We start from the raw sequence: 20,953 nt of genomic DNA on the forward strand, positions 1-20,953 counted from the left end.
AAAAAACTAACAATGGCAAAAGGAAAAAAGAATAGATATCAAAAAGCAGCGACAAAGCAAGCTACGCTGGCCAAACTCTCCTCAAGGTTGGATACAAAGGGAGACATTAAACATTCCGCTATGGAGACTGGTAAGGATCTACTGATTGGAGTATTGGGTGGCGGCTTGGTAGCTGCGCTGATTGGAAAACCTGCTTTTTTAGTCGGCCTGGGGGTTACAGGTATTGGTCACTTTGCAGGTAATACACTAGCCAGCACTTTCGGTCTTGGAATGATGGCAGGAGGTAATATTGTGGGTGGTTCAATAAGTGGTGTAGATGGCTTAGACGGTGCAAAGGAGCGAGTGCAGGCATTTAAAGACAGTATGCTGCAACGCACTTACCTCGACAAGTTTGTTAAGAAAGATGCAGTTAACGGTACTGTAGGTGCATTGCAATATTTCGACTACTCGCAAATGTCTGGAGCATCTGATAATCCTGAACTGTATGGAATGGGAGCGCTTGATGAAATTGAACAAAGCTTAGCTGATGTTGGGTTGGCGAGACTTCAAGGTGCGGAAGACATTGGCGTAATTGGTTCTTTATCCGAAGGAGAGCTGCAAGGCACGACTATGGGGAATACGGAGCTTGAAGGCGCAAGTATCGGCTTTACAGATGTTTCGGACTATAATTTTTAGCATCTCGCTTTCAAATAGTATATACCAATCAAATATCAACTACAATAAAAATATTTTTATGTTAGGACTAGAAGGACTTAGCAGTTTGGGTGCTGCTGAAGAATACAATAATGCCGGTGCGTTGTTTGGGCTGGACGGCCTTGAAGGTGAAGAGTTGCTAGGCGCATTGAAAAGGATGAACCCTATTAAGCGCCAGCGTACCATTAATAAACTAGCGTCTCCTGCTTCCCCTTCGAAGGGAAGTCGTGCCGAAATGGAAAAGCACTTCAATGAAATACCTGCATATATACAAGCGGGTCTAAAAAGTGGTGATCTTCGCCTTGCTGATACCATGATATACAGTATAAAGCCTGTATCCAGCCGAACTATAAAATTATGGGAACCGCAGGATGATCGTGAGGTAGGATTGCGTAATATCAGCAATGCCAAGCTGCCTAAAAATCAGGCACTATTGGTCAGCGGTATAACATTACTGGCTGGCACTGCTGCTGATGCGACAAAAGATAAAATCGTTGCTACTGATTTTAAGGCGCTAGAAGGCTTTCCAGCCATTGTTAATGGAGAGTTCAATCTGAAGGCTAATAAAAAACAATTGGTGCCAGAAACATCCATTGCAATGTTTAAGACCAACAGCTTCCATTTTGTACCTATCGGATACTATAAGTTGAGCAATCCGCGCCTGATCGTTGATGATGTACTTATCGAGGCGACCGTCGAGTTAGGCACACAGGACGGAATACCGGCCAATACCTACATATATTGCTCTTTGCACGGCACTATCACAACACCATAAATTATGCGCTTGGTTTGGCAAACCTTCAGCATTATCTTACTTGTCCCCATCTTCCTGTTGTTATACAACAAGACCTTCGCAATAAAGAATAAGCAACAGCTAGATAGTAACACTGGATTACAAAATCTCCGTGCCTTTTTGTTGATGATACAATATGCTGAAGGTACACTTGGGCCGAACGCTTATCGTACTCTTTTCGGCGGGCGTCTGATAAATAGCTTAGAACATCATCCGAATATAACGGTAACAATAGGTGGTTTTAGTTCTACAGCGGCAGGTGCATATCAGTTTCTCTATAGTACGTGGTCTAATCTTCAACAGACGCTTCGGCTTACTGATTTTTCTCCTTCATCACAGGATAGAGCGGCGGTAGAGATAATATGGCAAAAGGGAGCATTGGCTGATGTACTAGCGGGTAATACAGTTGCAGCAATCTACAAATGCCGGAAGGTGTGGGCCAGTTTTCCAGGAGCAGGATATGGACAGGGAGAGAAAAGCCTAGATGCCATGATGAAGGCTTATACATTGGCAGGCGGGCAGTATATCAACTTACATAGCAACCCAGCGGCAGGAGCTTAATCCTAAGCTGCTTTTACTTTACCACAAACCTAGAATTATGAGTATTGTCAAAAAAAGATTTGATATCACCATCACTGTTGCGCTTCAGACCGTCAGCCAGACTTTTGAATTAGACAAGAACATCACTCATGTAAAAGGTATTCTGATTACATCCGATAAAGATGATTTGCTCTATTACAGAGGTAGCCAACGTATAGAAATGAATAAAGGCGAGATAGTACCAGAGAACTACGAATCGAAATTGCTTATGTCTGGCATTAATCTCTCTCCTAATCTCCGCTATTATGAAATTGGTGATATGCCTACAGGAAATGGACAAGTTAGGATTACTTACATAGACCGCGAGGATAACAGGGTTCCGTTTGAAGTCTATCGGGTTTCATTATATCTCAATTGCGTTCAAACTGATTAACATGTCCAACAAATTACTGAGTGCTGTTATTTGCTCGAACGTACTTATTCGAAAAAAAGGGCAACGGGTATGTTTTCAAATAAAACTTCCACGCGATGTAATACGAATAAAGGGAATAGAGACAAGTATACGCAGCCGATATTGCCGCGCATTCATGCCCTGGAGGTGGGATTTTACGGCTGGGCTGCTTACGCTGAAATCACCGGATGCGACAGACATGTGTTATAGCAGTTATGTAATGGTGGAACAAAGCACATTGCTACCGACAGATCTCGGTTATCGCTTTTTCGAAGCAGGTTTTATTCCCTGGTCGTTTATCGGGACAGGTACTATTCCACAATCTGCATCAAAAGAACCAGATATACTTGATATAGCGGCTCCCAGTGTACTTAGTGGTGTATATACAGATAACTGGGGCATTACGATGGCCCGTAATCTGAGCTACCGTGTATCCATTCATCTTTGGGTTACAATTAATGACCTTTATAACGTTCCCTGCCATGAATAGTGCATTAGTTATGGAATACATAAAAAGGCGTATGATAGAGTTGGGACATGGAGACAGATATAACGTGTTGTTTCGGCATATAGTTCTGGGATCAGGTAGTAAAATAGAAATAGTTGCGTATAACGAACTCTGGGTACTTATAGAGCCAGTGGAAATGGTGGAAATAATTAGTGCCTCCGGTTTCTTTGATCTATCCGTCAATCTAAGCAATGAATTACAGTATGAGCATACAGGAGTAATAGAAATAAAGAGCTATGCAGGTGATAGACCGATACATGTTCGGTTTGTACAGGCAGTACCAAAATAAAAAACAATATATGCCTATTGTAGAAGAATGCTATGAACAGAGCCGCATTGACAGCTTACGTCGCAGCCTACAGCGAGAGGCAGATAAAGGTAGGCCTCGTGATTATGAGATTATTGTCGATGGTTTCAAAGTAGTACCCCGCACCAATGACCTGAGTGAGTTTGACGACTATGAGCAAGAGATCAGGACAAATACACGTAACGTTTCTTTTCTGTTATATGATGGACCAGGAACTAATAGGAATACCCGTTATTCATTTTCCTTTCATCATAATCAACAGTCAGTAGAACAACCTGCAACATTAGGCGAAATAGACCAGATTGTAGCGCAGAGGCTGTCTGAGAGAGATCGTGATTATGAGCTTAGCCGTCTACGGGACAAATTACAGGAAACAGTAGGGCAGTTGGAAGAGGCCGAAGAATATGCCAGTACGTTGCAAAATCGCATTACAGAGTTGGAGCTGGCTAGTAAGGGTAAAATGATGAAATGGGGAGATCTTGGTGCTTCTATTCTTATGGGTGTATTACGCAATCATGCTCACAAGCTGCCACAGAGCCTATCTGGTTTATTGGATATGGAGGATGCCCCTAAAATAGCTGAGGGTAATCGTACTGCATCAGAGGAAGGACAGGCCAGCTATAGCAAAACGGAAGAACTTGATGAACATACACGTAGCCGCCTCGCCCTGTTGGAGCAAATGCAACAACAACTCAACGAACAGCAAATCATTGGAGTATTGAACATCATTGGCTACCTGATGGAGCATCCGGCGCAAATTCCTACAATCATTGCATTATTAACTGAAAAATCAAACAAATGACAAAACACAATTTTAAGTTCACAATTGAGGCTCGGACGGAAAAGGACGCTGAGGAGAAGATAAAAGCCCTTACCGTACTTGCAGCAATGTTGTCGGCTAAAGAGCTTGCAAAATTAGCCCAGGTTGTCACATATGATCCCATAAAGACAGCAATGGCGAAAACCTATCTCGGCCTTTAGAACTTGCATATTACCGTGTCAAGGAATGTAATAATATAATTCATAATCGATGCCATGTATCCGAAACATTATCGTAGTAATCGAGCACAACTCGCGATGGGACTTACATTGAAAGAAAAAATGACATTTGGATTAGTAGGAATTGTCCTCATAGGTGGCGCGGTTATCATTGCCCGTAATGTTATTCGTAAAAGACTGGCAGATGCAGAGGAGAACAAGAGTTATCTGGATGGTAGTGCTGCGACATATGCAAAGCAATTGCGCATGGCGTTTAACAATGACGGTTGGTTCGGAACAAATATAAATGCCATCCGGGAAACTATAGTCCGTCTACCTTCAAAGCAAGTGATGCGACAGGTAATCGATAGTTATGAAAAATTATATAGTCGTTCCTTATTACGTGATATGGAGAATGAATTGCAAAGTTCTGAGTACAACGAAATGCTGGCTATTATTTCAGCTAAACCTGAGAAGTACAATGCTGATACACCCACACAGCAATTGCCCCTTGTACAGTATCAGAGTTGGGCTTCACGTTTGAAAGCGGCTTTCGACAAAAGCTATGGTCCATTTCCGGGTACTGATGAAGACGCGATCAATGCGGTGTTTAACGAAATACCTACGCAATCCGCATTTGTTCAGACCGGTACTATTTACAATTCAATGTATGGTCGCGATCTGATAACTGATTTGAAAGGAGAACTGGAGTTCTGGGAGTATCCAACTTACATGCAGGTCATAACGCAAAAGCCTAAATAACATGGCGTTAAAAAAACAAAAGAAGACAACAGGAAGTCGTACCGTCAAAGTGCAAGCAACAGCCGGTAAATCAAGGACTAGCGCAGTAACTAGCAGAAAAATAGTGCTAACAACTCTTTCTCTCGGAGCAATTGGTGTATTGGGATATCTGGGCTGGCAGTATATGAAATCTCGTAAAGCAAAAAGAGGTGCAAACCTCGATGATACTTTACTCCAGAATACAGGAGGAGGCAGAGCTGGCACATACCCTTCGGGCGTTATTATAGATCCCCTTACACCTGGTACCAGTCGTCCTATTCAGGACAGGATTGATATCCCTTCCGTATCTATACCGGCAGGTGGAGGAAAGAGTACGAAATCAACAGATGAATTTCCCATCAAAAAGGGAAGTAAGGGTGAAAATGTCCGTCGGTTGCAAGAGGCGCTTATCCGTAAGTATGGCAATGCGACATTACCTAAATATGGCGCAGATGGTGATTTTGGCACGGAGACGACAAACGCACTGAAAAAACTTAAAATGCCGCTCAGTATTTCTGAAACCTTCTTCAACGTATTGACACAGGGAAGTGAAAGTACAGCAGGTAGCAGTTCAGATATTTCTAATCTAGCATCTAAAATTTATAATGCGACAATTAGGCGTGACTTCAGTGCAGTATTATCACTGTTGAAAAATATAAAGAGTAGCACTGACTATAGCACCGTTAGTGAGGGGTTTAAGCAATTTCGTCTTGCTGGTGTTCGTAAGACGCTTGTGACTGGTTTACTGGATACCTTCAGCAGTTCTACACAGAAGCAACAACTTCGTCTAGCATTTGCGACAATGGGACTTACTTATGACGGGAATAAATGGAGTCTCTCAGGAATAGATGGTATTCCTATACTTACTGTTGTTCCTGCAAAGGTTTGGATTAATGCTACAACTGCTGTGACAGTACCTCCGCATATGATATTAGGTAATGAAGTAGCAAGAAGACTTCAATACGTGCTTTTCATCAATAATGGTCGTTATTTTCTAGTTCATTCAAATTGTATAAAACATCTTTAATCCAGTTTTATTATGAAAAAACAAAGAACTCTTTTTCGTGACAGAAGTACTTTACGAGTAATCAGATCCTCGTCTCGCGCATCAGCTGCAAAAGGTAAGACCGGATATAAGTCTAACAATATCCGATACATAGTTGTGCATAGCACGGGGACTAAATCTGATATGTTACTCAGTCAGATGGACAAGCTCCCTTATCATTTCCTTGTAACGAGGGCAGGAAAGCTATTATCCCTAAAAAAGCCTTTAAGCACTGATGGCACTATAGAAATAGCTCTCATTGGGGGATTGGATAAGGAAGGTAACCATATAGATTGTCGCACTGAACGTCAAAATGACACATTGTTTAACAAATTAGTGCAGTTGTTGGAAAGGTATCCGAATGCAAAAATTGTCCCTGCGGACAAAGTATATTTATATGCTTATCCGAATCCTGGGTTCAGTCTACAACAGTGGATAACCGACTATGTTCCTGCCTTCCTACGTGCAGCGTAATATCTCCTGTATTCATGTAGCCTCCTCTTTCTTCTGATAATAATAATATTATGACCGAACAATTGAAGCAGGCCCTTTCTGCGAAAGGGTATAGGGTCTTTTCGCGCCCATATGAATTGAATATAGTAGGCATTCGAGCAGCTACCAATGTACCTAATGCGTTCGATGATACCATTTTTGTCTTTTATTCTGATGGTACGCAATGGAAATTGCTAAACTATCCGATAACGACCGATCCCGGAATGCACTACCTGAAGCAGCCTATAAATAATGCCGGTACTGCTATACTAAAAGCAGGGCAATATTTTAATTGTTATGCAACTGGCTTACATCGTGGATTATATACGGCACTGGTGCAGCAAGCACCGGTAACAGTAATCCGGGATTTCAATAAAAACGGACTACTGGATTTTGGATCTGGTAAGGAGCAAACGGGTATGTTCGGCATTAATATACATAGAGCCGAGATAACAGGTACTACCAAGTATGTCTCAGGGCATTCAGCAGGTTGCCAAGTTTTTGCAAATGCTACCGATTTCGCTGCATTTATGCAGCTATGCGCCCAGCATAAAAAATTATACGGCAATAAGTTTACTTATACGCTGTTGGAACAAGCCGAATTACCGGCAGTATTAACATCTCACCTTCCGTCTCCCCCTTTGGGGGAGGCGGCATAAACTCTGTACCTGCGATGATTATTACAGGTACACTGGCAGCAACAGCTCTTACATTACTTTCTTATCACTTTGTTAAATCGAAAATATTATGAAAGGATTTCTGCTGGCATTACTACGAGATAAGGATGGACAGTATTCCTTGCGTGAAATTACAATATGTATGTCATTTCTAGTATTACTAACCAGTTGGATAGTTCAACCGCTTTTCAGCAGATCTATGCCGGAATGTATGTTCTTTATTCTTGGCGGCCTTGTCGTTGCTGGATGCTTAGGATATAGCCTCGAAAAAAAATCGCCACCACCTAGTCCTTCAAAAAATAGGTTTAAAAAGGGACGATATCACTCACCTTCAAAAGAAAATATGCAAAAGATAACTTCAATTGCGCAAAAGCCTATTGTTAAGCGCGCGTTGGGTATTGCACGTTCCCTTTTCTTCGCATTGGGCTTAATTGTAACACTAATCACCAGCCAGCTTTTTAAAAGCTGTAATGATGTAACACATAAAGATAATATTGTATCCAAGACAATGCTGACTGATAAAGAACTAAAGGAACAAAAGAAAACAGTGGCAGCTTATAGTAAACGTATAGCAGAACTAGACGCACAGAATACTATCCTTGAACAACAGGTTATAGATACGAGAACTGCCCTCTTACATTCGCTCAAGTCAAACGCTGGTCTACAGAAAAATTTACGACAACGGATCAGAAATACGGCTATCCTTACTAATACTGAGGAGCGATTGGTGAATTGTGATAGCCTTGCTAGTCTGACCGGTGATTTAGTTGTCTCATGCATGGAGAAAGATAGCTTATATAATAGCTTAACGGCTTCCCTGACCGAACAAGTGGCATTGAAAGACAGTACAATCGCTACACAAGAGCTACGTTACAATTACCTACAAGTAAATTATGATCGAAATCTGGCACAGCAACAACTACTAATTAATGACAATCTTGGTTTACAGAAGCAGGTAAAGCAGCATCGGGCACGGAGCAAACTACTGACAGCTGGTATGATCATACTAAGCAGTACGATAACCTATATGGCTCTGCAACATTAGTTATCATGAACAATACTGAAAAAATAGTTATCTCGACAACAACCCTTATGACCTCGCTACTGTGCTATTCGTACGCCAAAGCTGCCAGAAAGGAAGTTACACCATATACGATGGTGGGCGCATTTATCGGTTCCCTGATTGGGGAGGCATTGGTGAAGCAAATCAGAGTGAAACAAACTTCTAAGTCAATATCAGGAGTGAATAGCACAGCTCCGATCAGCAACTGATATAAATACGATTCTCATTTTCTAATCATTATAAATGAAAGCTATGAGTAAAAGAAAGAGAAAAAGCGGTAAGTGCGCCCCTTCGTTTCGAATCAGTCATGCAGGACACTTGTTAGTTACAAAAGGTAGCTCCCGCGCAGGGCGTGTGCTGGCTTCTGAAGGTAAAGAAGAGAAACAGAGACGTAAGAAGCGAGGTTGCCTCAACGGTGTTCCAGGTACTTTCAAGCTGACCACCAAACAAAAAAGGAATCTGCCCGTGGCATTACAGAAGGCTATCATCGCTCATCATCGCAGGCTAGGTAAAAAAATCCTTTCTTAATTACTTTCTTAAATAAAAGTGATCACAGCCCAACAAATAAGGATTATCATTCATGGCAATGTTCAGGTGTATAACACAGCGCCTGAACATGCCGCTGCGTTCCCTTATACGCAGGATGAACTATTGGGGGAGGTAACTCGGCAAAAACCAGAGATCAGTTTTAATACTACACGAACTGATGCTAATGGTCGCAAACTTCCTGATGGAATTGAGATACGATTTGGCTCAGCACGACCAACAGAGGCTACCCGGAAGATACTACGGGATCACAAATTCCAGTTTTCGGAGCGACAGACTATGTGGTATGCGAAGGATAACGCACTATCCCGCGCTCTGGCTGAAAAATGGGCTAATGAGGAAGTAGAGATAGACACTACGCAATACATTAAGCAACATTTTTGGGCGAGGATAAGAAGCGAAAAAGAATATAACCAATTACGCGACTACACAGAGTTCTTTGTAAAGTCTGAACCACCAAAGAATTTTAATACCAAGAAGGCGCTGGAACTTACTGCTATTGTAAACAATCTGATCTCCGGCGGCATCCTCTACTTTAAAAAATTTTTTAACAAGCCGGTTGAAGAAGACGAGATACAGGAAAACGATACATCCCCACCGGACGGATCTATAATTGCTGATCGTCTCCAGGTACTTGCCGATGGAATGCAAAAATCCATTGATGAGAAATTCAATTCTGCTACTTCCCGACAACGTCCTACTCACAGAAGAAATCGCATAGTGGAAGGGCTTGAAGCGGAGGGACGTATTTTAAGGGATACGCAAAAGGTTTTGTATGCACTTGCCAATGCACATCGTTCGGGTAATATCAGCAAGTTCCCTCTATTGGAAAATATTCGTACTAAATCTCAAGTTGGTATGCTCAACTTATTAGAACGAGCCATTAGGGGGGATTGGCGGGAAAACTGGGCGCAGGAGACATTTGTGAACCGTATCGAAGAATTTAACAGAATTGGGATTGACACTTTTGCAGATTGGGGTACTGCTGAAGAGCAAAAACAAGTATTACTGAAAGATTCATTATCTGTTAATTATCAGGAAGAAGAAAATGTCCAAAGAACACGTGAACTAGAGCGTCAGGTATGGGGTCGTGATATACCAGGATTTTTCCCAACGCCGCGTCCACTGGTAGAAAGGATGATTACTATCGGCGAATTACAGGCAAATCATTACATACTTGACCCGTCAGCAGGTAAGGGCGACATATTAGATGTTGTCCGAGATAAGTTTAATGGTGAGGGACTTTCTTATTATGCTGTTGAAATTAATAAAGATTTGACCGCAATTCTACGAGATAAAGGTTATGGGGTTAAAGAGAGTGACTTTTTACAGCTGAAACCAGCTTCCCCTCTGTTTGATCGAATACTTATGAACCCACCTTTCGAGAATGGTAAAGATGCTGATCATGTGATCCATGCATTGACTTTTTTGAAACCTGGTGGAAGATTGGTAGCCATTGTAGGTGAAGGTTTGTTTTTCAGAAAATTCAAAAAAGAGAAATCATTTAGGGAATTATTAAGAACGAAGAACGCTTATGTGAGTGAGCCAATAGAAGAGGCTTTCAGGAATGCTTTCAATAGCACTGGCGTTCGTGTACGGCTTATCGCTATTAATGAAGATGGCAGTCCTTTCTACCTGCATTCTGCGGACTGGCAGCGCCCCGGTATTGATGCACAAGATGATGATAGCATGGAACAAATAAACACTTTAGAGCTGGAAGCACAAGCAGAGCTAGAACTACTACGGATGCGCGTAGAAAGTGAACGTCGCAAACGTCAACGTGGTATTAGCGGTGTTCCTGTTTATGAGGAAAAGCTACGGTATCTTAGGCAACGAGCATTGGCGTTACGAGACAAACAGGAGGTTTCCGATTTTAATTAAAGTAGCATGTATAGCGTAGTAAAATATAAAGGTATTATTGATCTGCAGGATGATGCCACTATGAAGCGGTATCGTATGGTTGAACAGTTAAGTAAAGGCTTTACAGTGGCCAATAGCACTGCGTTGGAAATGGACAAGTTATTGACGGAACAACTTGACATGGAAATAGGTTCACCTGATGAAGACAATGGGAATGATCAAAGGAATGAAGATGAAGAGAACGTGCATAAGGCACTGACACCAACACAGTCAGCCTCCCGTAAAAAGCCCAAACTCGTTCCATCCCTAGCCATCAGCGCCAATTTGGAAAAGGAGTTTCGGGAATTGTTTGTCGCACTCAAAGACCAGAAGCCGCAGGTCATCCGTTATGAACTCCCACAGGTAGTAACTTTGGGGTTAGAAAAGCCGGAAGTTGATGCCTTTCAACAGATTGTAGACGACTTAGTACTTGGCAGTAATGTGCTTTTAATCGGGGGAGCTGGTACTGGCAAAACATATTTGGCCGAAGTACTTGTAGCGCATCAGGCTTTGGGGAGACAACATATAACTATCAACTGCTCACAGTGGACTTCGCCTACCGAGATCATTGGGGGGCAATCGATGGATGGCTATGTGGAAGGTAAACTAATCGAAGCATGGAGGCAAGGCTACGTGTTGGTGTTGGATGAATTACCCAAGATAGACCCCAATACTGCCGGATTGTTTAATGATGCACTCGCAAAAAGCAGAATTTCGAACGCCGTTATCTTCAACGCTCGAAAGGAGAGCTTTACCAAACATTCTAATTTTGCTTGCATTGCTACTGGGAATGTTTATCCAAATAAAGATAGCATGGCCTACGGAGCTAACAATAAGCAGGATTTATCGCTGTTAGATAGATTTTCTGGAAGTGTATATTTTATTGAGAAGAACCCGAAGATTGAAAGGAGAATTGTTCAGAATGATATGCTTTGGAGTATCTGTGATAAACTACGGGGAGCCGTTGAAGAATTGAAGTATGAGGCACAGCTGTCACTCCGCTTTATGCAGAATGCCAAGGATGCTTACTTTCTGGAAATGCAGCGTTATAAAAATAACGGCAGGGATGGTGTCAAATCAGATGAAGGAAAGACTTTCAAATCAGCTATAGATAGCTATTTATCTACATTTACTGACGTACAACGAGTAAACCTGAAACAGAAAATAGACTATACGGGGCTGTTCTCCCTGTATCAGTACCGGTCACTTCCAATCAATAAAATGATGTAACATGCCTAAAGCAATATTAAAGGACGATTTTAGTAACTTATTACAATATCGGCAATGGCTGGAGCATTCATGGGAGTATCTTTCGCCACTCAATAGGCATCATAAATCGAGATATACTGAAAAGGAAGTAGATGCAAAAGTCCGTTCCGACCCCAATTGGTATGGAACAAACACGTCATACAGAGAACTTGCCGAGGGGATCACCCTATATAAAGATCCCGAATTGATAGAAAGGATATATAGCAAAGTAAGCGATAAACTGTCCACTGGCATTATTAACAGAATCAAAAAACGTAAGCTGGATTTTAATGCATTGGGATTGGGTGTCTTCAGTTTTGATCGCGCGGCAATGACATTATACCGAGCCAAGACGCAAAGAAATAACATAGTGGTACGCACTGCTACAAAGGACTTGTTTGCATGGTTCCCCCAGGAGAGCCGCGACCGCCATGCTGTAGAAATATTCATTTCCTGTGACGTGCCGGGGTTGGCAGCGGCGAAGGATATGTTATATGCAGGTATTGCCGCAGTTATTCTCGCAGAGATGTTGACGTTGGCTGGCATTAGGGTTAAAATAAATATCGTAAATGGTTCTGCGCTTACAAATGGACGTGAATTATATGTCGGTTGTGTTGTGCCTGTAAAAGACTATGAAGAACCCGTTGATCGCAATTTGATTGCTCTGCTCACTTCTGATCCACGATTCATGAGGTATGATGCTTTTAAGGGTGCCATTGGAGCATTTGATCATTTTAAAATGGAAATGCCCCCGAGCATGGGGTTTCCAATGAATGCGATACAATTGAAAAATTTATTGGAAACTAGTGGTTACAGTGAAAAATTACAGTCTATGCATCGTTATTATTTCGGTGGTACTCTTTCTGAAGACAGAGCAATAAGGGATATAAGTATGACTATTGACGATCTGGCTGAAAAACTGGAACAATGAGCCTATACAGTTCACAGTTTCCATTTCTGCTGCAAAAGGGAGGTATCGAAGTTGAGGTTTTACCTGGAGACCTGCAACAATTAATTGAAAGATATGAACAAGCGATTATCGCTTTGGGACATGCGGATGCAGAAACTCAACAACGACTTTTATTTATTGTTGTTCAGACAGACGCTGTGATATGTGCTACCATCTACAGCCTGTATAAAGATCGCTTGATCCTTACAGATATACTTTCAGTAAGCACTGAATCGACAGATGAAGTGAGGCTCAATAAAATAAAGCTACTTGCATTAAGGGCAAAAGCCCTACAGCTAAAGAAAAACATTAATTAAACAGGCGGTTTATGATAACGTCGAAAAATTATTTTGAAAAAGTAAAGGATATAGATCCCAGTCGGTTTTCCGCAGATCTCCGGGAACGTTATGATTATGTAAAGGAAGTAACTGAAGATCATTCCACATGGGATTTTTATAATGCCGATAATGACATAAAGGCCGCCGTAGATCAATACCTAGCTGACTTTTCCGATTACCTGAACAAACAACGGGGAGGCCAAACTTCTCCTACCGAAAATGAAGCACGGGAAGTAGCTAAAAAGCTGATACATTCTTCTGTCAGCTACGGCGAGACAGCCGAAGCTATTAACAAAGGTATGGTAGGAGTGTACAATGGAAAAGAAGAAGCTCAGTTACGAAGTAACAAGATTTTTGTGACCAAAGTGGCTGGTCAGAAGGTAGATTATAAATTTCCGCTTCGCAGTATTTACAACGAGCTACTGAAAGAGCTAGGAGGATCAGCTCCAACCAAGCCTGTAGGAAAACCTGCTAAAAAACGACAACAAAACAAGCCTAGGCCATCAGCATCTAAACCTCGTGTTAGTGTAGGTAAAACCACAAAAGTTGAGCGTATTAGCGAGGATGTGCGTTTTATAAAGCGTTATTTACTGATGCATGGAAAGAAGAAGACTGATATGCAGATACTCAACTTTCTTAGCGCTTTACAGAAAGCAATTGTTGAAAAACGCGTCCGTAAAAGCTCCCCTTATGCCCACCAGATCGACTATATACAGAAAAATCTTGTTAAGTTATATAATGATATGGGCAGGATAGTAGAAATAAAGGTTAGGGATTCTGTATTGATCGAGTTTTTGGAGATTGCCGGTTCAGAGCAGGTTCGTTTGTCTGTATCTTACATGAAACGATACATGGGGATGCAGGGTAAGAACATCGACAAAGAAAAGGCAAAACGCTTGCATAGCCTTGTTTCAACTGCCCTGGACAAAGGGAAGATTAGCAAAACAGATCCATACCGGGAGAAGATCATACGGATAATTACTTCATTAAAACAGTTTATAGACAAAGCAAAGCCTTCCGATACTCTAAAACTGCATTCGACAGTATTGAATGGCATTAACGAGGTGTTAGATGGTTGCTGTCCTGACTGTGATAAAAAAGAGAAATTGAATGGTATGGATGACACGGATGCGCAGCCTTTGGCGGGACCGGGCGATGATATAGTAATGAACAGCATGGCTTTTTCGGGGATGCAGTTTGAGACATTAGGGTTTATGGGCAAGTGGAGAGAGTTTATTGGAGATCCTGCCCCGGGTTTTTCCGCTATGGTAAGTGCAAGGCCCAAAATGGGGAAAAGCTATCTCTGTGCCGATTTTGCCGGATATCTTGCAGAACATCACGGAGAAACACTTTTTGTTGCCGGAGAGGAGAAGCTAAGCCATACTTTACAGCAGAAGATAGAGGCAGTGAAACATCCCTGCCTACATGTTACCGGGAAGCTACCAGATGACCTTAGTCCCTATGACTTTATCGTGCTGGATAGTGTGACGCGGCTCAGGTTAACCCCGAACGATCTCCGTTCACTCAAAGAAAGGTATCCACGTAAGTCTTTTATCTACGTCTACCAGGTTACAAAGGCTGGACAATTCCGAGGATCGCAGGAAGCTCAGCATGATGTGGACGTAGTAATCGAGGTACCAGAGAAAGGCAGGGCGGTACAATCCGGGCGATATAATCAAGGGGGCGAAATGGATATTTTTGAACCTAAGGACATACAAGCTGCGTAGTGATCCATACAATATACATCTAAAAGAATTAAGGAAATTAAATGTAATAATTATTATTTGGCCGAACTTATTTCAGAAGAACGTGATCTTACACCTTTGTAAAAAGATACAAGCAGTAATTTCTGATTATCATACCTGGAATGTTAAAACTATATTTTTCATATTGAAAATTTGAATTCGATGCTTTAAGAAGTAAAATATTACTAAAATGATATTGCTGAGGTAACATAATCACATTAAATCCAAATCGGCCTACGATTGCCTCGAATTATTATGAAGTAATAGTAAACGGATTCAGCAAAATTTCATCCATACCCGTTAAATTAATTATTAGCTTAGTTTCCCTTACATGGGTCGCAAAAGCTCAGCCTCATCGCAGTTGAGCTTTTTGTTTATACATTCCAAGTTTTCCATTTTTCTTCCATATGTTTATGTTATCGGTGTGCAAAGTCTGCAACTTAAGAAAAGGAACGTAATAAATTAACGAGTTAATCACAGTTTTAACATTGTAAACCCAGTAACAGTAATGAGCTTATTTGATAGAAGTTATTTTAGTATAACTAATGAAGAGAAAAAAGAATGGACAGATTTGGTTGCTGAAGAGAAATTGAAAAAGATTGGACTATATAGGAGTTATCCCAAGGCAGTAAGACATTATTTAAGTCTATTCCCAGGCAATTTGTTAGATGCAGTGGATCTAATCGATAAAGAAGCTGAGCTCAACAAGAAAATCCAAGATTTTAAGGATTTTATTAGTCAAAATACAATTGGAGAGAGAGACATTTTAAACTTCATAAAGTCAAATGAAAGTTACTTTATAATTGGGTCATTAGTAAAAAAAGGATATCTGTTTGGGCATCATTCACTATTTATTTTTCCCGAATTCCAATTAGGGACCAACTACAAAGCTGATTATCTACTTGTAGGGAAAAGTTCAGATGGTTATCATTTTATTTTCATTGAGTTAGAGGATATTAAAGGCGCCATTAGTACTACAGGTGGGGAATTGGGTGTAGTAATGAGAAAGGGATTACTACAAATTGAAAAATGGGATGAATGGTTGGAAGCTAATTTCGCTCATTTATTACCCATTTTTGAAAAAGCGAAGGGGCCTAATCATGAACATATGCCAAGGGAATTTGTTGTTTTCGACAAAAGTAGAATTCATTTTGCTTTGATTGGAGGCAGAAGAACAGATTTTGATGTGATAAGACGTTTGCAGAGAAAACAAAGAGAAAGAAAGATAAGTATTTTTCACTATGATAATTTAGTCGATAATGCCACAGCTGCTGTGGGTTCCCTAACGTATTGATCATTACTTATATTTATAGTTTCATAAAATGTGTACACCCATGATTGATAGAATAACATATCATCGCGAAGTAACCTATGATTCAAAATACGACGCATATACAACATACCTTGATGAACACTTAAAACGCTACTACAATTTAAAGTATCAGTTATTAATTAATGAAAGCGAAAAAGGATTATCAAACTTTGCTGAAGAATTATACGATTATTATTACAAGTATAAAAAAATAAGCTTTTCGTTCCCATATTCATTGATACTGCTGACGTTAGTAATAATCTTCACAGAAATATCAAGATTTATTCCAGATAGCATTTCCGGCTTTTGTTGGGGTGTGTTGGTGACATTGTTGGCGCTAATGCTAATATATAATTTGGAAAGTGATGTTTTCATTTATCCAGTAAAAAGGAAGAAGTATAAGCTGATAGTAGAGAATCAGTATCAAAAGCGTCTTTTATCTTGATATGTAATTGCTGCGGGATGTGACAATAGTTATTTATTTATAGCAAGAAATCATCTTATTCAAACTTACCTATTATACTTATATAGGCGTGACGTTTATCATTGAACTTTATAATGAGATCGTTTGAGATTAATAGTACTTCGTGTTCATTAATATTCCGACACATTTCGTTTGTATAAATTTTACCATCTGATTTCCGATAGCACGTATAATCTGATGTAGTTATAGTCTTACCATAATAATTGCTAAGTTGCTTAGTGGCAAATTCCGCTATAGGCTTACTACTATTTTGTTCAAAGTCGACATCTATTACTTGGGAGTTAGTACTATCAGTTGGAACTACGTACAGTTTTAAATGTGGGTTTTCAATATCATTAGAAGCATTCATAACTTTAGGTACTCCAAAGAACATCAAGATAAAAACACCTATTGCGCCTGTCGCTCTAATGAACCCCTTGTATTTAACCTCTAAAAAACCAGGAATCGCTGCCGCACATCCAGCAGCGAAAATCGAAAGAATTACCCAGAAAACTCCTGTTTGGTATCGGCTGGGATTAGGAACAAACCAAGCAAAAATAGCTATAGCAATCAAACCAAGCAAACCAAAAAATGGAACTATATATTTTTCTCTCATACTTTTTTTTTGGGAAAAAGAAAACATATCGTCAATAGAAGCTAAATAGGCTCTTTTAGTATCAGGGTCGCCAATAGTATCCGCATGGCTATAAGCTAGTTGGCGAAGTTTAATTTCGTCCTGAAGATTACCGGCTATATTATATTTGAGTGGCTTCTTCATGTTTCCAATTCAAATACAATATCAACATAAAAATGATCTCGATCTACAAGCCTGCCTGTCTCATCATTTATAATCTTATCTGGTATATTGCTAGGGTTATCATAATCTCCAAGGAAAACATTATCATTAGTCCATACTTTGTATCTCTTTTGTACTATGTGTTCCCTCTCCGCTAACGAAAGTAAAAAGAGTGCATCAAACTCAGGTATTCGTAATTTTCTCGCCACTTTATCCGCAGATGTACTAGGCAAATCGTTCTCTGACTTACTTAAATCATTAAAGTAAGTCTGCAAACTGGCAATTTTAGGCGTAAAATCCTTAAATTGACTTTTGTATTTCTCTAATCTGCCTAAGTCCATAATTGAGTTCTTTTTCTAAACACCCTCTCTGTACGCGAATTTGCGAGGATTTTCTTGAAATTCTCATAAACAGATCTTTTTTTAATTCCTTTTCTGACTCTTCAACCGTCCAATTCCCGGTTAAGTCTTCTGTTGTCCATAGACCGTCTGAAGATTCCGACGCCCCTTTATATTCAATCAAATCTCTGATATCGCCCTTTTTATTACTAGGTATAGCAAAAGTTTGCTTCGCATTACTACTGACAGTCGACACACCTTTAGTAATCCTAAACCTTTTTTTTTCCTTTTCTGATATATGATTGGCTACCCCTGTAAGATTTAAATCACTAAACACCAAATCTGGAAACAATTCTCTCAGTAAGTCTCTATAATACTCTTCATAGGCTCCTTCCGTCATTTTGCCCTCATTGTTTCTATGTGAATGTGTATCCCCAGAATTGTCAAGTCTTAATTGAACAAACCCATCGTTGGTATCGATAACCACTACCACAACCACTATTCTGGAAGTTGTAACAAAACTTCTACTTTGAACGTCCGGCTCAACATCTGAATGTAGTTCAGAAAATTTTAACTTTAGTACATTATTGTCCCAAAATCCATAAATAAACGTTGGTCCTTTGTTGGGATTTCCTGTTATCCAGTTTTGAGAAGAGAAAGTTATTTGATGATTCTTTTTTAAGTGTTTTATGACAGCATCTCGATTTTGCTCTAAATTTTGAATGTTTTTAGCAGTCATCAAATAGATTTTTTTTGAACTACATTCCTCTATCTCAGCAATTGCCTGTTTCAATTGTTCAGTACTTAATTTTTGTTCGTTAATTGCCTTTTCAAGAACATCAAATAGATTACCAGTACTTCTTCCTGCTAATAAAATATCGTTCTCTTTAAGCCAAGTAAGTATTTGAGCATTCCCGACACGTTTAATATCCTCGATAGTTTTAGAAGACAAAGTGTTCTTTGAAGTCATTTATAAGAAATTTATGCTTAAGGGGTAAAAGCATGTGGTTGATAAGTGAATAACTACATATTCAAAAAAAACAAAGTAAATATACTGAATCTGTGCAATAATACAATACTGATTCAATATGAAGCTTCATTCTGCGATTTCGCTCAGGATACCACAGGTTGCAACTCGAACTTTTATAATAGTAATTTAACTTCGCAGTAAGCCTACGTTCATGATTTCTGTTATTTCTTGCATGATTTGGTTCGAGTTTCGCATACTTGGGGTCACGAAAGATTAAACGCTTCAAGTTCAAGGACTTGGAGCGCTTTTGTTTTTAGTCTATATCTATAACTGATTTACAATCAAACTAATGAAGGTTAGAGTCTCTATGGGGTGCTGTCATTTCAACAGATTATGTTGTGCTCATTTAAGCTGTCCTAATTTCCGTTGAATGTTACATTTAAGTAAAGTCGAAGATGTATTACTTCAGCCGTCCTTTATTAAAATTCTTTTTATAAGCAGAAGGAGTTTTTCCTGTATGTTGTTTGAATATCCTAGTGAAATGACTTTGATCTGAAAACCCTGTTAAATAAGCAATTTCTGTAAGTGAGTAAGTCGATGAGGTCAACAATCCTATCGCCTTTTCGATGCGTAGTTTTCTAATATACTCACCATAAGAAAGGTTATCGAAATACTTAGAAAACTCTCTTGATAAATAAGATGGATTGATGTCCAGGTTTTGAGAAACATCTTTTAGGTTCAGTGACAGGTTGGTATCAATCTGATCCTGTATCAGCGCTTTTAATTCTTTTGCCCACTCCGGAACCTTTTTGGAATCACCATATTTCAGGTATTTATTGTATACATCGATCAGTAAACGTTCTACTGTGTGCTGTGTGTGACGTTCACCTTTGTGGTATTTGGCCCAGCTATAGAGGGCGTCATAAATCACCATTCCTTTGTCTAATAACTCATAGTCGTCAGTCACATTGTGTGCAAGTCCACAGAATACGGCCCATAGTCCCGGACATTCCAGTGCAAGTTCATGCTGGTCTGTATCTGCGCCTCTTACAATTGGTGCCAGTGTGTGGACTACGGGATCTTGTATATCAAACTTTTCTATAAAATAGTCAAACGTGCATTTGTCTCCATAATGCGTAAACTCAACACCGGGCAAATCAAATGGTGTGGCACCCAGTTCCTTTGCACTTGTGATTACCTGTTCGTAAGGGACATATACAATCTCAGCTTCGGGGTCAATAAACCGCCTGATTAACCATGGACAGGCAATACGGTCAATTTTAGGATGTTCCCGTGTGATCCATTTCATGTTGAGACAAGAGTTTTATTAACTCGTAAGCTACATATAATCAACTGAATCCCGTGAATTTAACGAAAGTAAAATTTATACCAGACCAGGTAATTTCTGTTCTATTTATGCCCTGATTAATATACTAACATTGTGAGTAATCCGAAACATGATTTGAAAATGAACCGTTTTATTCTCCTTTATCGTCTAAAATTTCCCAAACTGTACACAATCGCCACAGTGCTGTGTAGCGCGTTTTTTTTCACATCAGCATCCGGCCAATCGCCTACAGTGACGTATCCCAGGATAACTGGATATGTAGGTATTCTACATCCTATTGTGACCTTTGGTAACCATGTGCCTCACTATAATTTTGATGGCGCTTATGTAGTAGGTATGCCGACAGGAATTAATATCTGGAAGAGTGCAAAAATTGGCTTCTCAATGGAATTTGTACCCATTATCAGAGCTACTGAAGGAACCAGCAGGATGAATAACTTCTTGTTCCATCCCGGTGCTTTATTTGGTTTGGGGAAAGGCTTCACTTTGGCAACCCGTGCCGCTTTTGAAACTTCAGGCAGATACGGATTTACACCGGTCATCAATAAGGTGGTACTAAAGGGAAAGGGCTGCAACTATTTTGTGGCCGTTCCTGTTCCCGTAAGATTTGGCAATGATCAGCCCGCGTCATTAACAGCAGGATTTCAGTTTGGGATATCATTCTAAGTTAAACC

General features: G+C 40.1%; 25 protein-coding genes. 21 read left to right on the forward strand and 4 right to left on the reverse strand.

The genetic code is table 11. The annotated features are described in order from the left end of the window. The first annotated feature begins 12 nt into the window (after window positions 1–12). From GWR21_RS14855 to GWR21_RS14955, 20 genes are all read left to right on the forward strand, one after another. Window positions 13–675 carry a hypothetical protein gene (locus GWR21_RS14855; protein ID WP_162332510.1) on the forward strand — a complete coding sequence of 221 codons (663 nt, stop codon included), beginning with the start codon at window positions 13–15 and terminating at the stop codon, window positions 673–675. A 58-nt stretch (window positions 676–733) separates the two neighbouring features. Further along, the gene (locus tag GWR21_RS14860) at window positions 734–1,468 is read left to right on the forward strand and encodes a hypothetical protein (protein ID WP_162332511.1); all 735 of its coding nucleotides are present in this window, start codon (window positions 734–736) and stop codon (window positions 1,466–1,468) included. Window positions 1,469–1,471: 3 nt separating this feature from the next. Next, the gene (locus GWR21_RS14865) at window positions 1,472–2,047 is read left to right on the forward strand and encodes a glycoside hydrolase family 24 protein (protein WP_202929093.1); all 576 of its coding nucleotides are present in this window, start codon (window positions 1,472–1,474) and stop codon (window positions 2,045–2,047) included. A 37-nt stretch (window positions 2,048–2,084) separates the two neighbouring features. Continuing rightward, window positions 2,085–2,459, forward strand: coding sequence for a hypothetical protein (locus GWR21_RS14870; RefSeq protein ID WP_162332512.1), 375 nt, complete (start codon window positions 2,085–2,087; stop codon window positions 2,457–2,459). A gap of 154 nt (window positions 2,460–2,613) precedes the next feature. Then, the gene (locus tag GWR21_RS14875) at window positions 2,614–2,967 is read left to right on the forward strand and encodes a hypothetical protein (RefSeq protein WP_162332513.1); all 354 of its coding nucleotides are present in this window, start codon (window positions 2,614–2,616) and stop codon (window positions 2,965–2,967) included. A gap of 317 nt (window positions 2,968–3,284) precedes the next feature. Next, the gene (locus tag GWR21_RS14885; RefSeq protein ID WP_162332515.1) at window positions 3,285–4,094 is read left to right on the forward strand and encodes a hypothetical protein; all 810 of its coding nucleotides are present in this window, start codon (window positions 3,285–3,287) and stop codon (window positions 4,092–4,094) included. Beyond that, a complete protein-coding gene (locus GWR21_RS14890) occupies window positions 4,091–4,273 on the forward strand; it encodes a hypothetical protein (RefSeq protein ID WP_162332516.1) in 183 nt (60 codons plus the stop codon). Before GWR21_RS14885 ends, GWR21_RS14890 begins: the two co-directional genes overlap by 4 nt. 54 nt (window positions 4,274–4,327) lie before the next feature. Continuing rightward, window positions 4,328–5,032 carry an annexin gene (locus GWR21_RS14895; RefSeq protein ID WP_162332517.1) on the forward strand — a complete coding sequence of 235 codons (705 nt, stop codon included), beginning with the start codon at window positions 4,328–4,330 and terminating at the stop codon, window positions 5,030–5,032. 1 nt (window position 5,033) lies between these two features. After that, window positions 5,034–6,077: a peptidoglycan-binding domain-containing protein gene (locus GWR21_RS14900; RefSeq protein ID WP_162332518.1), complete on the forward strand. Its 1,044-nt coding sequence runs from the start codon at window positions 5,034–5,036 to the stop codon at window positions 6,075–6,077. 12 nt (window positions 6,078–6,089) lie between these two features. Next, window positions 6,090–6,569, forward strand: coding sequence for a peptidoglycan recognition protein family protein (locus GWR21_RS14905; RefSeq protein WP_162332519.1), 480 nt, complete (start codon window positions 6,090–6,092; stop codon window positions 6,567–6,569). 50 nt (window positions 6,570–6,619) lie between these two features. Next, on the forward strand, window positions 6,620–7,246 hold the full coding sequence (locus tag GWR21_RS14910; protein ID WP_162332520.1) for a hypothetical protein: 627 nt from the start codon (window positions 6,620–6,622) through the stop codon (window positions 7,244–7,246). 88 nt (window positions 7,247–7,334) lie between these two features. Further along, complete coding sequence (locus GWR21_RS14915; RefSeq protein WP_162332521.1) at window positions 7,335–8,309, forward strand: hypothetical protein; 975 nt, start codon at window positions 7,335–7,337, stop codon at window positions 8,307–8,309. A gap of 270 nt (window positions 8,310–8,579) precedes the next feature. Beyond that, the gene (locus GWR21_RS14920; protein ID WP_162332522.1) at window positions 8,580–8,855 is read left to right on the forward strand and encodes a hypothetical protein; all 276 of its coding nucleotides are present in this window, start codon (window positions 8,580–8,582) and stop codon (window positions 8,853–8,855) included. Window positions 8,856–8,873: 18 nt separating this feature from the next. Then, window positions 8,874–10,754 (forward strand): DNA methyltransferase family protein, encoded by a 1,881-nt coding sequence (locus GWR21_RS14925; protein ID WP_162332523.1) that lies wholly within the window; start codon window positions 8,874–8,876, stop codon window positions 10,752–10,754. A gap of 6 nt (window positions 10,755–10,760) precedes the next feature. Continuing rightward, window positions 10,761–12,002, forward strand: a complete 1,242-nt coding sequence (locus GWR21_RS14930) for an AAA family ATPase (RefSeq protein ID WP_162332524.1) — start codon at window positions 10,761–10,763, stop codon at window positions 12,000–12,002. Between the two features lies 1 nt (window position 12,003). Next, on the forward strand, window positions 12,004–12,951 hold the full coding sequence (locus GWR21_RS14935) for a hypothetical protein (protein WP_162332525.1): 948 nt from the start codon (window positions 12,004–12,006) through the stop codon (window positions 12,949–12,951). Continuing rightward, window positions 12,948–13,286: a hypothetical protein gene (locus tag GWR21_RS14940; protein WP_162332526.1), complete on the forward strand. Its 339-nt coding sequence runs from the start codon at window positions 12,948–12,950 to the stop codon at window positions 13,284–13,286. Before GWR21_RS14935 ends, GWR21_RS14940 begins: the two co-directional genes overlap by 4 nt. Window positions 13,287–13,297: 11 nt before the next feature. Beyond that, window positions 13,298–15,034, forward strand: a complete 1,737-nt coding sequence (locus GWR21_RS14945) for a hypothetical protein (protein WP_162332527.1) — start codon at window positions 13,298–13,300, stop codon at window positions 15,032–15,034. Between the two features lie 526 nt (window positions 15,035–15,560). Beyond that, window positions 15,561–16,346 carry a Shedu anti-phage system protein SduA domain-containing protein gene (locus GWR21_RS14950; RefSeq protein WP_162332528.1) on the forward strand — a complete coding sequence of 262 codons (786 nt, stop codon included), beginning with the start codon at window positions 15,561–15,563 and terminating at the stop codon, window positions 16,344–16,346. Between the two features lie 40 nt (window positions 16,347–16,386). Continuing rightward, the gene (locus GWR21_RS14955; RefSeq protein WP_162332529.1) at window positions 16,387–16,809 is read left to right on the forward strand and encodes a hypothetical protein; all 423 of its coding nucleotides are present in this window, start codon (window positions 16,387–16,389) and stop codon (window positions 16,807–16,809) included. Between the two features lie 55 nt (window positions 16,810–16,864). Here GWR21_RS14955 and GWR21_RS14960 read toward each other — a convergent pair whose 3' ends face one another. The 4 genes from GWR21_RS14960 to GWR21_RS14975 form a co-directional block, all read right to left on the reverse strand. Next, complete coding sequence (locus GWR21_RS14960; protein WP_162332530.1) at window positions 16,865–17,605, reverse strand: hypothetical protein; 741 nt, start codon at window positions 17,603–17,605, stop codon at window positions 16,865–16,867. Further along, the gene (locus tag GWR21_RS14965) at window positions 17,602–17,964 is read right to left on the reverse strand and encodes a hypothetical protein (RefSeq protein ID WP_162332531.1); all 363 of its coding nucleotides are present in this window, start codon (window positions 17,962–17,964) and stop codon (window positions 17,602–17,604) included. Before GWR21_RS14965 ends, GWR21_RS14960 begins: the two co-directional genes overlap by 4 nt. Further along, window positions 17,924–18,931, reverse strand: a complete 1,008-nt coding sequence (locus GWR21_RS14970) for a hypothetical protein (RefSeq protein ID WP_162332532.1) — start codon at window positions 18,929–18,931, stop codon at window positions 17,924–17,926. The genes GWR21_RS14965 and GWR21_RS14970 overlap by 41 nt, the downstream gene beginning before the upstream one ends. 460 nt (window positions 18,932–19,391) lie before the next feature. Beyond that, window positions 19,392–20,240 (reverse strand): chromate resistance protein ChrB domain-containing protein, encoded by an 849-nt coding sequence (locus GWR21_RS14975; RefSeq protein ID WP_162332533.1) that lies wholly within the window; start codon window positions 20,238–20,240, stop codon window positions 19,392–19,394. A gap of 132 nt (window positions 20,241–20,372) precedes the next feature. Between GWR21_RS14975 and GWR21_RS14980 the strand changes: the two genes are divergently transcribed. Continuing rightward, window positions 20,373–20,945, forward strand: coding sequence for a hypothetical protein (locus GWR21_RS14980; RefSeq protein WP_202929094.1), 573 nt, complete (start codon window positions 20,373–20,375; stop codon window positions 20,943–20,945). Window positions 20,946–20,953 lie beyond the last annotated feature (8 nt).

Origin of the sequence: Chitinophaga agri (genome assembly GCF_010093065.1) — a bacterium.
Taxonomy (GTDB): Bacteria; Bacteroidota; Bacteroidia; order Chitinophagales; family Chitinophagaceae; genus Chitinophaga; species Chitinophaga agri.